This window comes from Streptosporangium sp. NPDC003464, assembly GCF_053588315.1.
Genome location: NZ_JBSFPS010000273.1, coordinates 1 through 13,342, shown reverse-complemented (window position 1 = coordinate 13,342; position 13,342 = coordinate 1). Strand labels below are relative to the sequence as shown.

Below are 13,342 nucleotides of genomic sequence, written 5' to 3'. Positions count from 1 at the left end.
GTACTCCACGAGCGCGGCCACGTACTGTTCCGGGGAGACCGGCAAGTACCGTACCTCCCGGCCGGCGGCTTCCGCGATCTCCTGGGCGGCGTCGGACAGCAGCACCCCGCCCGCGGCCAGCGCGGCCTCGATGCGGTGGGGCGCCTCGTCGTGCGGGACCGAGACGTCGAAGTGGATCCGGTTGCGCTGCGGCCGCGGCGCGTCCATCTGCTGGAACCAGATCGCCGGCCCCTGGCCGACGGGGTCGACGAGCGGATCCTCCGCGCCCGACGCGCCCGCCTCGTCGCCGTAGCCCATCACCGCCTTCCAGAACGGGCGGACCGCGGCGATGTCGAGGGCGTCGATCGCGATCTCCAGGAGCTGGACCGACCGCGCCCCCTGGCCGCCGACCTCGGCGTCGGTGCGCAGCCCGAGCTCGCCGACGGCCCCGGAGATGCGGCGGGCGAGCTCGATCTCCAGCGGTGTCACGCGGGCGGCGGCCAGCGACTGCAGCGTGAGGACCACCCGGTCCCGGCGGACGTCCATCCACAGGCTCCCGTCGCCGTCGTCACCGGCGGCGGCCACCGCGCGCGCGGCGACGTCGGCCGCCTGCGCCAGCGACGCCACCGGCACCGACGCGCGCACGGCGCCCAGGACGTAGCGCCACCCCAGCCCGCCGACGGCGTCGGAGATCTCCTGCCGGCTGAGTCTCCTGCCGACATCCGCAACATTCTCTGTCATTCCGACATGATCGCAGCGATCCACGGCTGAATCCGGGATACGGAGCCCGGAGCCGCGAGGGCATACGGCTCGGAGGCGACGCGGAGGGGGATTTCGGCGTTAGGCTGACAAGCACCAGTGAGGCGAGCGTTTTGGAGAGACGATGTTTCAGATCCACGGTGTTCTGGACCTGATCTTCTGGATCCTGGCCATCGCCGCCTTCATCATGTCGGCATGGGCGCTCGTGCACGCCCTGCGGACCCCGGCGCGGGCGTTCGCGGTCACCGGCAAGCAGAGCAAGAAGCTCTGGCTGGTCATCCTGGGCCTGGCCGCGCTGTTCTCGTTCGCCTCGGCCGTGGGTTACTTCGGGATCGGTCTCGGCCAGCTCAACCTCTTCGCCATCGCCTCCGTCATCGCCGCCGGGATCTACCTGGCGGACGTGAAGCCGGCCGTCAGCGAGATCGGCAAGGGCGGCAACCAGGGCCCCTACGGCCCCTGGTGAGAAAATCCGCTTGCCCGGCCGGAGCCGGGGCGGATAGACACTGCTGGTGATGTTCGCCAGCAAGCCCACCCTGTCCGGGGAGCGAGTGACGCTCCGCCCCGTCGGCCCCGAGCACGTCGACGGCCTCTGGGAGCTCCTCAACGATCCGGAGACCACCCGACTGACCGGGACGCACGGGAAGATCGACTACGCGGCCGCCGAGGTCTGGTACGGCTCGCGCGCCACCCACGACGACCGGCTGGACCTGGCGATCTGCGCCGCCGAGGACGGCGCCTACGTCGGCGAGATCGTGCTCAACGGGCTCGACACGCACAATCTCTCCTGCAACCTGCGCATCGCCCTGGTCGGCCCCCGCGTGTTCGGCAAGGGCTACGGCACCGAGGCGATCCGGCTGGTGCTCGACCACGTCTTCACCACCACCGAGCTCCACCGGGTCAGCCTGGAGGTCTTCGACTTCAACGATCGGGCCGCCCACGTGTACCGCAAGGCGGGCTTCGTCGAGGAGGGCGTGCGCCGCGACGCCCTGCGCTGGGACGGCGGATGGCACCATTCGATCATGATGTCGGTGCTCGCCCCCGACTGGGCCGCCGTCCGGTCCGGGTGAGGGTCTCCGCTGACCGCGATGGCGGGCGGGAGGTCGAGAGGCCGGTCCGGGCCGGTGGTCCCGGACTGTCCGGCCCCACCTTTCGATCTCGGTGAGGCGGGGCGACGGCACGCTCGCTACCGGGCACACGACCTACGTGGCCGTCTCGGCGGCGGGCGCGGTGCCACTCCCGGAACCGCTCCGTGCCGCGCTGCGCGGGCCCGACCGGCGGTCAGATCATCAGGCCACCGGAGACACGCAGGTTCTGACGGAGTGATCAGAATTGGACGTTGGTCATCGTGTACCACGTCGGAGCGAACACCAGCAGGGCCAGTGCGCCGAGGACCGCGAACGACTTGAGTGCGCGTGAGGTGGTGATGACCGTGGGTGCGATGGGCCTCAGCTTCCACCGTCCGACCGCGATGAACGCCGCGACGCCTCCCAGCAGGAGATTCGCCGGCACCAATCCGTATTCGCCGCGCATGATGTGAAAGCCAGCCGCGAGGATCATCGTCAGCGCCAGGCCGGCGGCAGCGAGCGGCGTCAGCTTCGGCCTGACTCCCGTCATCGCCGGCAGGATCAGGCCGATACCGCCAAGGACCTCACAGATCCCGATGAAGACGATCAGGGACTGCGGCACCGCGGCGTACCAGGCCACGGCCCGGGGCGCTGCCGCATACAGAGCTCCGTCGTACAACAGCACCTTGCCGAAACCGCTGCCGGCGAAGAAGAAGCCGAACAACACTTGAAGTGGCCAGAGCGCGCCGTTGAGCGTGAACCTCGTTCCGCGCCCCTTGGGCTGCTGCTCGATGTCCTTGGCGCCGAGCAGGTTCTCGCTGACGTGCAGGTCCATGTCCTGTCACTGCCTTTCTTGTCGGGATGGCCGGGGAACTCGCCGGTTCCGGCTGTTCCTCCGTCAGCACGTGGCGTTCGGTACGTGGTGACAGGACTCATCTGACCACCGCAGCGAGGTCGCACGCACCGTCCGTGGGACACGGTGGGACACGCGAGATGCGGCCCAGCTGCGGAAACAAGAATTTTTACGGTGACTGCGGGCTGGGACGGTACCCACGGTGCGGGTATCGAGCGTCCAAGGCCGCGTGATCCAGGCGGAAGGACTGTTCGGGCTCGGCCACCTGGCGGAGGCGGCGGCCGCCGGCGTGGATCTCGACGGGCTCCGGAGTCCTTCCGTCGCGATCCACGCCGTTCTGGCTCTCGTGTTCCGCCCTGCGCCCACGGGTTGGCGGCGCACAGACCGAAGGGGCTGATCAGGCTCGGTGCGCCCTTGACGGCGTAGGCGGCGGCACTCTCTCGATCTACTTCGAAGAATCAGGAACGGACAAGTCTTGCGATGGCGTCCGAGGCCTCCTTGATCTTCTCCTGGGCCTCGGGGCCGCCGTTCCTGGTGGCCTCGGCCACGCAGTGGGCCAGGTGCTCCTCCAGGAGGGAGAGGGCGAACGACTGGAGCGCACTGGTGGCCGCGGACACCTGGGTCAGGATGTCGATGCAGTATTTGTCGTCCTCGACCATGCGCTGCAGGCCGCGGGTCTGACCCTCGATCCGGCGCAGACGCCGGAGATGGTCCTGTTTGGTGTCGCCGTATCCAGCCATGTCCACTCCCTCTCCCTATCTCACTACCGTACCTCCCTGGGGTATCTGGGAGTGGGTTCTTCTCACCCAAGGGCTGCCGACTGCTGCGCCTCCTGCGCGACGGCCTTGGGCCGCCTCATGAACGCCACCGTGGCGACCGCGCCGATCGCCGCGACCACTGCCGCGCCGACGAAGGCCGCGTTGGTGGAGCCCTGGCCGGTGGCGATGGCCGTCATCACGGCCAGGCCGAGCGCGGAGCCCACGTTGTACGTGGTGTTCACGATGCCGGAGGCCAGGCCCGCCTCTTCCGGCCGCACGCCGGACATGGCTGACATCATCGCGGGGATGTAGGCCAGCGACATGCCCACCGCCGCGATCAGGCTCGCGGGCAGCACATCGGTGACGAAGGATCCGTCCGCACTGACCAGGCTCAGACCGGCGATCCCCACAGCGAGGACGCCCAGGCCCAGCACGATGAGCGGCTTCGCGCCGAAGCGACCGAGCAACCTGGCGGTGATGCCGACCATGAAGATCATGACGGCGACGGTCATGGGCAGCAGCGCCGCGCCGCTCGCGAAGGAGCCGTAACCGAGGGTCTTCTGCAGGTAGAGGTTGAGGAAGTACCACATCGGGATCCACGCGGCGCCCAGGAGTGCCATGGCCAGGTTGGCGGCGGTCAGGCCAGGGGTCTTCCAGATGGCGAGCGGCATGAGGGGCTCGCGGACCGAACGCTGGATGAGCAGGAAGGCGACCAGGAGAACGGCGGCGCCGGCGCCGGCGAGCCAGTCGGCAGTGACGATCGCGTAAACGGCGAGGGCGATGCCCGCGGTCACAGCGATCGCGCCGAGCCAGTCGACCGATCCGCGCTTGCCCTCGGTCCTGGGCAGCAGCGCAGGAATGGCGGCCAGCGTGGCCAGGCCGATCGGGATGTAGATGATGAACACCCAGGGCCAGCTCAGGTACTCGGTGATCACGCCACCGAGGAAGACGCCTGCCGTACCGCCCGCGGGTGCGGCGGCGCCGTACAGGGACATGGCCTTGCCCAGCTCACGCGGGTTGTGCCCGAACAGCATCATCAGCAGCGTCATCGCGGCGGGGGCGATGAGGGCTCCGCCGACGCCCTGGACGGCGCGCCCCAGGATCTCCACCCACGCGGTGCCCGCCGCTGCGGCGACGACCGAGCCGGCGGCCAGGACGACCCAGCCGGCGGTGAAGATCTTGCGGGCGCCGACCAGGTCGGAGAGCTTGCCGCCCAGGAGCAGCAGGCCGCCGAAGGCGACGACGTAGGCGTTGAACACCCACTGCAGGCTGCTGTCGGTGAAGCCCAGCTCACGCTGCATGTCCGGCAGGGCCACTCCGATGATGGACGTATCCATGATCACCATGAACTGCGCGGCGGCAAGCACGACGAGCGCCCACCACCGACGCGGATTAACGGTAGACACGACGTTCTCCTTTCGCTTGATACCTGGGAGGGGTATCTGAGGTGCAAGGAACGTAACATACCCCCCAGGGGTAAAACAAGGTGGCGGTGGGCCGGTCATGCCGGAGGCCCCGTGGCCTCCGGCGTCGGGCCGCTGTATCGCCTCAGGCCCAGTGCAGGACTGCCCCGGCGACGAGCTCCACGGCTATCGCCGCGGCCAGAAGCCCCATGATCCGGGTGACCAGGTTGAGCCCGTTGTCCTTGAGCAGCCGCCCGATGAAGGGCGAGAAGTGCAGAGTCAGCCAGGTCAGCAGCAGTGCCGCCGCGAGGGCGAGGGCTACCGCCACCACGGCGGAGGCGCTTCCGGCCTTCTCCATGTAGAGCATGGTCGCCGCGATGGCGCCGGGTCCGGCCAGCAGAGGCGTGCCGAGCGGGACGAACGCCACGCCACCGCTCTCGGCCGCGGCGCGGTTGCGTGCGCAGTCCGCCTTGAGCAGGTCGAGTGCGATCAGGGCGAGCAGGGCACCGCCGGCCACCTGGAGCGCCTGGAGAGAGATTCCGAGTGCGTCGAGGAGGCTCTTCCCGGCGACGGCGAAGACGGTCACGATTCCGGCGGCCACGAGCACCGAGACCCGGGCTGTTCTGCGCTGTCCGGATGGGCTCTGGTGCCGGGTGAGAGTGAGGAACACCGGGATGGCGGCAAGCGGGTCGAAGATGACGAGCAGGGTGACGAAGGCCTGCGTGAACAGGGCCGACATGATGGGCCTCCACGGGCGGGTCTGATGTGCCCCGCCCCTGGAGTCATCAGAGGGGCGGGATGGACTCGGCAGCCGTGGAGAAGCAGGGGACCGTCCAGTGCAGCCACACCGCGACCATGTCCGTCCCTCCTTTCGAGCAATCCGGTGGCCGGTGGCCCGGAATTCCCGGGCCACCGGCGTCTTGTCACTTGAAACTGCGCAGACTTACTTGGAGCTGCGCAGGCTTACTCGGAGCTGCGCAGGCTTACTTGAAGCTGCGCAGGCGCAGGCTGTTGGTGACCACGAAGACGCTGGAGAAGGCCATCGCCGCTCCCGCGATCATCGGGTTGAGCAGGCCCAGCGCCGCGAGCGGCAGGGCGGCCACGTTGTAGGCGAAGGCCCAGAACAGGTTGCCCTTGATGGTGCCCAGCGTCCGGCGGGAGAGCCGGATCGCGTCAGCGGCCACTCGAAGGTCGCCGCGGACCAGGGTGAGGTCCGAGGCCTCGATCGCCGCGTCCGTCCCGGTGCCCATCGCCAGGCCGAGGTCGGCCTGGGCGAGCGCAGCGGCATCGTTGACGCCGTCACCCACCATCGCCACTGTCTTGCCCTCGGCCTGGAGCTTCTTGACGACGTCCACCTTGTCCTTGGGCAGGACCTCGGCGATCACCTCGTCGATGCCGACCTCGGCCGCGACGGTCTTGGCGACCGCCTCGTTGTCGCCGGTGAGCAGCACCGGGGTGAGGCCGAGCGCCCGCAGTTGCCGGATGGCCTCCTTGCTGGTCGGCTTCACCACGTCGGCCACCACGAGGATGGCCCGGGCCTTGCCGTCCCAGCCGACGGCGACCGCCGTACGGCCGGCCGCCTGAGCCTCCTGGAAGGCGCGCTCCAGCTCGACGGACAGGTGCTGCGACCACTCGGCCAGCAGCTTGGGCCGGCCGACCAGGACGGCGTGGCCGTCCACGATGCCCTGGACGCCGAGGCCCTCGACGTTGGCGAAGTCCTCCACCGTGGCGGTGGACTGCGCGGCGCGGGCGATCGCCTGGGCGATCGGGTGCTCGGAGGCGTGCTCCAGGGCTCCGGCGAGCTTGAGGACCTCGTCGCGGTCCTCACCCTCGGCCAGGTGCACGTCGGTGAGGGTCATCTTGCCCTCGGTCACGGTGCCGGTCTTGTCGAGGACGATCGTGTCGATCTTGCGGGTGGACTCCAGCACTTCCGGACCCTTGATCAGGATGCCCATCTGAGCACCCCGGCCGGTGCCGACCAGCAGCGCCGTCGGCGTCGCCAGGCCGAGCGCGCAGGGGCAGGCGATGATCAGCACGGCCACCGCGGCTGTGAAGGCGGCCGCCGCACCGGACCCGGTGCCGAGCCAGAAGCCGAGGGTGCCGAGCGCCAGAGCGATCACGATCGGGACGAAGATGCCCGAGATGCGGTCGGCCAGCCGCTGGACCTGGGCCTTGCCGGTCTGGGCCTCCTCCACCAGCTTGGCCATCTGGGCCAGCTGGGTGTCGGAGCCGACGCGGGTGGCCTTGACGATCAGCCTTCCGCCCGCGTTGACGGTGGCGCCGGTGACGGGGTCGCCCTGCCGTACCTCCACCGGGACCGACTCGCCGGTCAGCATGGAGGCGTCGATGGCGGAGGTGCCCTCTTCGATCACGCCGTCGGTGGCGATCTTCTCGCCCGGGCGGACCAGGAAGAGATCGCCGACGTTGAGCTGGTCGGTGGGGATCCGCCGGCCGTCGACGAGCTCGACCTCCTTGGCGCCCAGTTCGAGCAGGGCGCGCAACGCTGCTCCCGCGCGGCGCTTGGACCGCGCCTCGAAGTAGCGTCCGGCCAGGATGAACGCGGTCACACCGGCGGCGGCCTCAAGATAGATGTTGCCGGAGCCGTCACTGCGGGCAATCGTGAACTCGAACGGGTGCGTCATGCCCGGTACGCCCGCCGTACCGAAGAACAGAGCCCACAACGACCAGCCGAGCGCGGCCAGCGTGCCCAGGGATACCAGGGTGTCCATGGTCGCCGCGCCATGCCGCAGGTTGGTCCAGGCGGCCTTGTGGAAGGGCCAGCCCGCATAGACCACCACCGGAGCGGCCAGCGTCAACGACAACCACTGCCAGTTGGTGAACTGCAGCGGGGGGATCATCGCCATCGCGATCACCGGAACGCTCAGCACCAGGCTCGTGATCAGGCGGTTGCGCAGCGGACGGAGCTCGTCCTCCGGCTCCTGGACCTCCTGGCCCGACTCCGCCTTCGGCGGGGCGGGGAGAGCCGCGGTGTAGCCGGCCGACTCCACTGTGGCGATCAACTGCTGCGGGTCGACGCCCTCGGGAAAGGTCACCTTCGCCTTCTCGGTGGCGTAGTTGACCGTCGCGGTGACGCCGTCCAGCTTGTTCAGCTTGCGCTCGATCCGGTTGGCGCAAGACGCGCAGGTCATGCCACCAATGGATAGCTCGATGGCGCCTTGGCGCTGGTCATCGGTAAGCGGAGACATCACCGCTCCTTTCTGTGCGTCCTGCTGTCAGTGCTTGTGGTCGTCGCCGTGCTCGGTGGAGCTGGGCGTGGGCTCCGCGCTCGGCTTCACGGTGGAGCCCTGTCCGGCGCCGAGGGTGAAGTCGGCGGTCCGGACCTTGCCCTCATGCTGGAAATCGAGGAAGAGTCGGTAGTCGCCGCGACTGGGCACCTCGGCGTAGAAGACGATCTCCGGGCCGGGCTGGGTCCTGCCGTCGCCGGGCTCGCCGTCGGGGTGTACGTGGAGGTAGGCCAGGTCGCTGCCGCGCAGGGCCACCAGGTGCCCGTAGGCGCCGAGGTAGGGCTGCAGGTCGGTGACCGGCTTGCCGTCCTTGCTGACCTTGAGGGTGAGCTTGCTCTGCTGTCCGGGGAGCAGCTCGCCGTCGAGGGTGACGGTGTAGCCGTCGACCTCGGACGTACGGCTGGCCGCGGGCAGCGCCTTGGGCGTGTAGTCGCCCGCGACGAGCAGGTCGCCGCCGAGCGTCAGGGCCTGACCGCCGGTCGGCGCGAAGTCGGCGAAGGCTCGGTAGGCCCCTGCCTCGGGCAGCGTCATCTTGACCGACCAGACGCCGCCGCCGGCCTCGACCGGGTGGAGATGCTGAAAGGTGCCCAGGTCACGCGAGACGACGATGAAGTGGAGCTTCTTGTCGTGCTGGACCTGGTAGTCGGTGACCGCCTTGCCGTCAGGGCCGGTCACGGTGAACTGGAAGTCTGTCGGCTCGCCCGGCTTGATCGCCGCGGTGAGCGGGGTGAAGGTATAGCCGTTCTCGGACACTTGGAGCCCCCCAGGGGTATTGTCCTTGGCCTGTTGCGCGGGAGCGGCATGCTCTCCGTGGCCCGCGGTGGCCTGTGGAGCCGGAGTCGCCGCGGCGTGGTTGCCGCTGTCATGGCTCGGCTTCGCCGGCTCCCCGCCCAGCGGTCCGACGGCGTTGCCGATCCCGAGCGCTCCGCCGAAGACCACGGCGAGGCCTGCCACGTAGGTGCCGAGCTTCACTGCGGTGTTCATGGGTTCACCACTTCGTATCCGGCCGCCTCGACCGCGGCGTTGATCCGCGCCGCGTCGACCGGGCTCTCACTCGTCACGGTCAGCAGCCCGGTGGCCAGGTCGACGTCGACCTCGGCCACACCGGCGACCTCGCCGACCTCCTCCTTGACGGAGCTGACGCAGTGTCCGCAGGTCATGCCCTTAACGGTGTAGGTGGCGGTAGCCATGACAATCACCTCTCGTCTTGTGACTCTTATGAACGGACCAGGCGCGCGATCGCGTCGGTCGCTTCCTTGATCTTGATGTCCGCCTCGACGCCGCCCTTCCGCGTCGCCTCCACGACGCAGTGGGCCATGTGCTCCCCCAGGAGGGCCAGGGAGAAGGACCGCAGGGCGCTGGTGGCCGCCGAGACCTGGGTCAGGACGTCGATGCAGTACTTGTCTTCGTCGACCATCCGCTGCAGGCCTCGCACCTGCCCCTCCACCCGGCGCAGTCGCCGCAGGTGAGCCGCCCTGTCATTCATCGGGCTCAAGTCCGATCAACAGGTTGAAGGCGCCGGTCAACAGGTTCAGCGACACCAGGCCGACGATCTCCGCGATCACCCGGTCGCTCCAGCCGTGGGCTCGCAGCTCGGCCACGTCCTCGTCAGAGAGGGACGAAGGCTCGGCCAGCACCCGCACGGCCACGGCGATCAAGGCGGCCTCGCGCGCGTCGGTCGAGGTGCCCTGGCGAGCCAGCTCGATGTCCCCTTCGCTGAGCCCCGCCGCTCGCGCCGCCTTGGTGTGCGCCGACAAGCACATCGCGCAACCGATCCACTCCTGCACCGCGAGCGAGATCTTCTCGCTCAGCGGGCGGGGGATCTTCACCCGCTTGATCGCGCGGGAGAAGTCCAGGTAGCCCTGGAGCAGTGCGGGCGAGTGAGCCATCGTGGCCACCATGTCGCCCACCCCGCCGCGCCTGGCGACGATGTCACCCAGGATCTCGCGGGACTTGTCGGGGGCTTCTGACGGGTCAAGTGCTTGAAGGCGTCTCATCGTGTCCTCCTCATCTGCCGCTAACACTATACCCCTCAGGGGTATTCCGGAACCCCCCCTGGGTATATCTGACTTGAACATGAGTGCTCGGTCTGTGGAGGGAACAGGAAGAACCGAGGCTGGGCCGTACTGGTCCCACCGTGCTTGGCGCGGTTCATGTCGATCATCGACATCACCGTGGCGCAGGTCGCACCACCCGCGGTCGGCAGCGGACCGGAACTCGACCGAGAAGCCCTCGCGTGGGTCGTCACTGCCTGCACGCTGTGCTTCGGCGGACTCATGGTGCTGGGCGGCCGGTTGGCCGACACCCTCGGCGCGCGGCGGACACTGCTCGCCGGACCGGCCGTCTTCCCCGTGGCCTCATTGCTGCGCGGTCCGGCCTCGACCGGGCTCACCGCCGTCGGGACCGCGCCGATGACCCGCATCTCGCCGGATTCGAATGCCTACGCCACTCTGCCGCAGGCTCTCTCCGCACGGTCGCAGCCGGGGGTGCGGCGACCGTCTCGCCCCTCCCGGTACCCGGTGGCGAGCCGGCTGCCGCCCCCGCCATCGGTGGCCGGGCGTCGGGCCCGTGACATGCCGCGCCCGACGCCGGCCGATCAGACCAGAACTACCTCGTACCCCGTCTCCTCGATGGTGTCCATGATGACGGCGTTGTCGATGGGGCTCTCCGTGGTCACGGTGACGTGACCGGTGGCGAGCTCGACGTCCACGCTGCTGACGCCTGCGACCGCGCTGATCTGGTTCTTCACCTTGGTGGCGCAGCCGTTGCACGTCATGCCCGTGACCTTGTAAGTGGCGGTGCTCATTCCGTCCTCCTTGTGAGGATACCCCCCATAGGTATCGCCCTGTGCACCATATGCTGATCTCCTCCCCGTGTACATGTGATCCACATCACACCCATGCATATACCCCGGTAGGGTACCTTCGCCCCATGAACCGAATCACTGTGGTTGGTGCGTCGCTGGCCGGGCTGCGAGCGGTACAGGCCCTCCGACGCGAAGAATTCGACGGCGAGGTCACGCTGATCGGCGCGGAGACCCATCTGCCTTACAACCGCCCTCCGCTGTCCAAGAGCGTCCTGCGGGGTGACGACGACGTCACGCTGCCAGGAGCCGAGGAACTCGGCGACCACTGGCTGCGGGGGCGCCGGGCCGCCGCCCTCAACACAGCCGACAAGATCGTCACGCTCGACGACGGCTCGGAGATCGGCTACGACGGGCTTGTCATCGCAACCGGCGCACGGCCGAAGCGACTGGCTGAGCATCCTGCAGGCGTGCACACCCTGCGCACCATCGAGGACTCTCTGGCTCTCCGTGCCGAGCTGGAGGGAGGACCGCGGCAGGTCGTTGTGATCGGCGGCGGCTTCATCGGCGGTGAGGTGGCCTCCACCGCCCGGTCACTCGGCCACCAGGTGACTCTGATCGACAGTGCTCCCCATCCCATGCTCGCCACCGTGGGATCCGACACCGCGCTCTGGCTTGCCGCTCATCACCGTCGCAACGGGGTGGAACTGGTGTCCGGGGTCCGGGCGATCGGCTTCGAAGGTGAGACGCGGGTGGAAGGAGTACGGCTGAGCAACGGCGTGACCGTCCCCGCCGATCTCGTGATCGCCGGCATGGGCGTCGTGCCCAACACCGAATGGCTCGCGGGCAGCGGCTTGACCGTCGAGGACGGCGTGGTCTGCGAGCCGACCCTGTACGCCAAGGGAAGCACCGACGTCGTGGCGGCCGGGGACGTGGCCCGTTGGCCGCACGGCCTGTACGGCGACTCGCTGGTCCGGGTCGAGCATTGGGCGACGGCCAACGACCAGGGCGCGGTGGCCGCTCTCAACCTGCTGGCCGGACCGGAGAACGCGAAGCCGTACGCGGACCTGCCCTCGTACGCCACACACGTGCACGGGGCCCGGATCCAGACGGCGGGTCTCCCGCACCTGGCCGACGAGGTCAGAGTGCTCACGGGCTCGGTGGAGGAGGACAGCTTCGCGGTCGGCTTCGCTCGGGATGGTCGTCTGGTGGGCGCGGTGGCGGTCAACGCCCCCAAGGAGCTGATCCGCCTCAAGCGCCGGGTTGTCGCCGGCGAAGCCCTCTGACTCCGCGTCTACGATCCTCCTCAGCGTTGACGGATGAACCTCCCGGGCGATCTCCTTCTTGCCCAAGGACAGCGCCTGCTGCGCCTGTCCCTGGAGCCTGGCCGCGGATTCCTGCGGCTGGTTCAGCTGTAGCTCCACGTGCTTACGGCTGGTGGCCACATCCGCCGCGGACCTTGTTCAGCGGCTCCAGCTATCTGGAGCAGGAGCAGTCGAGCACCTCGCGGGGATCTTCCGCGCTGTCCAGCACTTTGTGCGCCTTGATTCGAGACAGGTCCGCGATACGGCGGGCAAGGCTCATCCCGGTCCTCCTGCTCAGATCGGGTGGGCACTCCCGGACGGAGACCCCCGTTGTGAACCACAGTGCGCCCTCGGCATCGGAGGGGGACGTCTCTTTGGTCCCGATCACGCCCGGGTGCTCTCGCCCGGTGGCGACTCGGCGGGGGCGGGCAGGTGAAGCCCCTTGAGGGCGAGAGCGTTGACGGCGACGATGACGCTGGAGCCGGACATGGACAGGGCAGCGATCTCGGGGCGCAGCACCAGGCCGAACGCGGGCTCGAACACGCCCGCGGCGACGGGCAGGGCGACGGTGTTGTAGCCGATCGCCCAGCCCAGGTTCTGGCGCATCTTACGCAGGGTGCCGCGACCGATGCGCAGTGCGGTGGGCACGTCGAGGGGGTCGGAGCGCATGAGCACGACGTCGGCGGTCTCGATGGCCACGTCCGTGCCGGCGCCGATGGCGATGCCCAGGTCGGCCCGGGCGAGGGCGGGGGCGTCGTTGACACCGTCGCCGACCATGGTGACCCTGCGGCCCCCGGCCTGCAGTTCGGCGATCTTGGTCGCTTTGTCTCCGGGAAGCACCTCGGCGATGACGGTGTCGATCCCCAGCCGCTGTGCGATCCGCCGCGCGGTGGCGGCGTTGTCGCCGGTGAGCATGACCACTTCGACGCCGAGGTCGTGCAGGGCGGCCACCGCCGCCGCCGAGGTCTGCCGGGGTGCGTCGGCGATGCCGATCACCCCGGCCGCCGCACCGTCGACCGCGACCATGACGGCCGTGCGGCCGCCGGCGGCCACCTCGTCACGGCGCGCATCGAGCGTGCCGACATGCACGCCTTCGCGCTCCAGCAGGCGCCGGTTGCCCACCGCCACCCGGTGCGACGTTCCGGGCCCGCGCGCCCAGATGCGCAACACCGTG

At 69.2% G+C, this 13,342-nt stretch carries 15 protein-coding genes; 3 read left to right on the top strand and 12 right to left on the bottom strand.

Going from position 1 to position 13,342, the window contains the following annotated elements:
• Nucleotides 1-720, bottom strand: a 720-nt coding sequence (locus ACWDS7_RS39605) for a VOC family protein (protein WP_451933450.1), incomplete at its 3' end; no start/stop codon positions are given.
• Nucleotides 721-862: 142 nt separating this feature from the next.
• Between ACWDS7_RS39605 and ACWDS7_RS39600 the strand changes: the two genes are divergently transcribed.
• Together ACWDS7_RS39600 and ACWDS7_RS39595 are read left to right on the top strand one after the other, a co-directional pair.
• Complete coding sequence (locus ACWDS7_RS39600; RefSeq protein WP_306859860.1) at nucleotides 863-1,201, top strand: DUF2516 family protein; 339 nt, start codon at nucleotides 863-865, stop codon at nucleotides 1,199-1,201.
• A 49-nt stretch (nucleotides 1,202-1,250) separates the two neighbouring features.
• Nucleotides 1,251-1,805, top strand: coding sequence for a GNAT family N-acetyltransferase (locus tag ACWDS7_RS39595; RefSeq protein ID WP_451933449.1), 555 nt, complete (start codon nucleotides 1,251-1,253; stop codon nucleotides 1,803-1,805).
• Nucleotides 1,806-2,061: 256 nt separating this feature from the next.
• On the opposite strand, the gene ACWDS7_RS39590 is transcribed toward ACWDS7_RS39595, so the two are convergent.
• The 10 genes from ACWDS7_RS39590 to ACWDS7_RS39545 all read right to left on the bottom strand — a co-directional run bounded on the left by ACWDS7_RS39590 (nucleotide 2,062) and on the right by ACWDS7_RS39545 (nucleotide 10,867).
• Entirely contained in the window at nucleotides 2,062-2,637 is a 576-nt protein-coding gene (locus ACWDS7_RS39590) for a DoxX family protein (protein ID WP_451933448.1), read from the bottom strand.
• Nucleotides 2,638-3,113: 476 nt separating this feature from the next.
• Entirely contained in the window at nucleotides 3,114-3,395 is a 282-nt protein-coding gene (locus ACWDS7_RS39585) for a metal-sensitive transcriptional regulator (RefSeq protein ID WP_306859869.1), read from the bottom strand.
• Nucleotides 3,396-3,457: 62 nt separating this feature from the next.
• The gene (locus ACWDS7_RS39580) at nucleotides 3,458-4,819 is read right to left on the bottom strand and encodes an MFS transporter (RefSeq protein ID WP_451933447.1); all 1,362 of its coding nucleotides are present in this window, start codon (nucleotides 4,817-4,819) and stop codon (nucleotides 3,458-3,460) included.
• A gap of 142 nt (nucleotides 4,820-4,961) precedes the next feature.
• Nucleotides 4,962-5,555 carry a MarC family protein gene (locus tag ACWDS7_RS39575; protein ID WP_451933446.1) on the bottom strand — a complete coding sequence of 198 codons (594 nt, stop codon included), beginning with the start codon at nucleotides 5,553-5,555 and terminating at the stop codon, nucleotides 4,962-4,964.
• A 244-nt stretch (nucleotides 5,556-5,799) separates the two neighbouring features.
• Nucleotides 5,800-8,022: a heavy metal translocating P-type ATPase gene (locus ACWDS7_RS39570; protein WP_306859875.1), complete on the bottom strand. Its 2,223-nt coding sequence runs from the start codon at nucleotides 8,020-8,022 to the stop codon at nucleotides 5,800-5,802.
• Nucleotides 8,023-8,049: 27 nt separating this feature from the next.
• Nucleotides 8,050-9,045, bottom strand: a complete 996-nt coding sequence (locus ACWDS7_RS39565) for a hypothetical protein (RefSeq protein WP_451933445.1) — start codon at nucleotides 9,043-9,045, stop codon at nucleotides 8,050-8,052.
• Entirely contained in the window at nucleotides 9,042-9,251 is a 210-nt protein-coding gene (locus ACWDS7_RS39560; RefSeq protein WP_451933444.1) for a heavy-metal-associated domain-containing protein, read from the bottom strand. The genes ACWDS7_RS39565 and ACWDS7_RS39560 overlap by 4 nt, the downstream gene beginning before the upstream one ends.
• A 26-nt stretch (nucleotides 9,252-9,277) precedes the next feature.
• The gene (locus ACWDS7_RS39555) at nucleotides 9,278-9,547 is read right to left on the bottom strand and encodes a metal-sensitive transcriptional regulator (protein WP_451933443.1); all 270 of its coding nucleotides are present in this window, start codon (nucleotides 9,545-9,547) and stop codon (nucleotides 9,278-9,280) included.
• A complete protein-coding gene (locus ACWDS7_RS39550) occupies nucleotides 9,540-10,058 on the bottom strand; it encodes a carboxymuconolactone decarboxylase family protein (protein WP_451933442.1) in 519 nt (172 codons plus the stop codon). Before ACWDS7_RS39550 ends, ACWDS7_RS39555 begins: the two co-directional genes overlap by 8 nt.
• A gap of 599 nt (nucleotides 10,059-10,657) precedes the next feature.
• Nucleotides 10,658-10,867, bottom strand: a complete 210-nt coding sequence (locus ACWDS7_RS39545; protein WP_451933441.1) for a heavy-metal-associated domain-containing protein — start codon at nucleotides 10,865-10,867, stop codon at nucleotides 10,658-10,660.
• A 125-nt stretch (nucleotides 10,868-10,992) separates the two neighbouring features.
• Here ACWDS7_RS39545 and ACWDS7_RS39540 point away from each other — a divergent pair, with 125 nt between their 5' ends.
• Nucleotides 10,993-12,150 carry an NAD(P)/FAD-dependent oxidoreductase gene (locus tag ACWDS7_RS39540; protein WP_451933440.1) on the top strand — a complete coding sequence of 386 codons (1,158 nt, stop codon included), beginning with the start codon at nucleotides 10,993-10,995 and terminating at the stop codon, nucleotides 12,148-12,150.
• 402 nt (nucleotides 12,151-12,552) lie between these two features.
• Here ACWDS7_RS39540 and ACWDS7_RS39535 read toward each other — a convergent pair.
• On the bottom strand, nucleotides 12,553-13,342 hold a 790-nt coding region (locus ACWDS7_RS39535), incomplete at its 5' end, for an HAD-IC family P-type ATPase (RefSeq protein ID WP_451933439.1).

Bases quoted from the DNA above. Each gene is read 5' to 3' on its own strand.
- ACWDS7_RS39600 (WP_306859860.1), top strand. From the start codon at position 863: ATGTTTCAGATCCACGGTGTTCTGGACCTGATCTTCTGGATCCTGGCC.
- ACWDS7_RS39595 (WP_451933449.1), top strand. From the start codon at position 1,251: ATGTTCGCCAGCAAGCCCACCCTGTCCGGGGAGCGAGTGACGCTCCGC.
- ACWDS7_RS39590 (WP_451933448.1), bottom strand. From the start codon at position 2,637: ATGGACCTGCACGTCAGCGAGAACCTGCTCGGCGCCAAGGACATCGAG.
- ACWDS7_RS39585 (WP_306859869.1), bottom strand. From the start codon at position 3,395: ATGGCTGGATACGGCGACACCAAACAGGACCATCTCCGGCGTCTGCGC.
- ACWDS7_RS39575 (WP_451933446.1), bottom strand. From the start codon at position 5,555: ATGTCGGCCCTGTTCACGCAGGCCTTCGTCACCCTGCTCGTCATCTTC.
- ACWDS7_RS39570 (WP_306859875.1), bottom strand. From the start codon at position 8,022: ATGTCTCCGCTTACCGATGACCAGCGCCAAGGCGCCATCGAGCTATCC.
- ACWDS7_RS39565 (WP_451933445.1), bottom strand. From the start codon at position 9,045: ATGAACACCGCAGTGAAGCTCGGCACCTACGTGGCAGGCCTCGCCGTG.
- ACWDS7_RS39560 (WP_451933444.1), bottom strand. From the start codon at position 9,251: ATGGCTACCGCCACCTACACCGTTAAGGGCATGACCTGCGGACACTGC.
- ACWDS7_RS39555 (WP_451933443.1), bottom strand. From the start codon at position 9,547: ATGAATGACAGGGCGGCTCACCTGCGGCGACTGCGCCGGGTGGAGGGG.
- ACWDS7_RS39550 (WP_451933442.1), bottom strand. From the start codon at position 10,058: ATGAGACGCCTTCAAGCACTTGACCCGTCAGAAGCCCCCGACAAGTCC.
- ACWDS7_RS39545 (WP_451933441.1), bottom strand. From the start codon at position 10,867: ATGAGCACCGCCACTTACAAGGTCACGGGCATGACGTGCAACGGCTGC.
- ACWDS7_RS39540 (WP_451933440.1), top strand. From the start codon at position 10,993: ATGAACCGAATCACTGTGGTTGGTGCGTCGCTGGCCGGGCTGCGAGCG.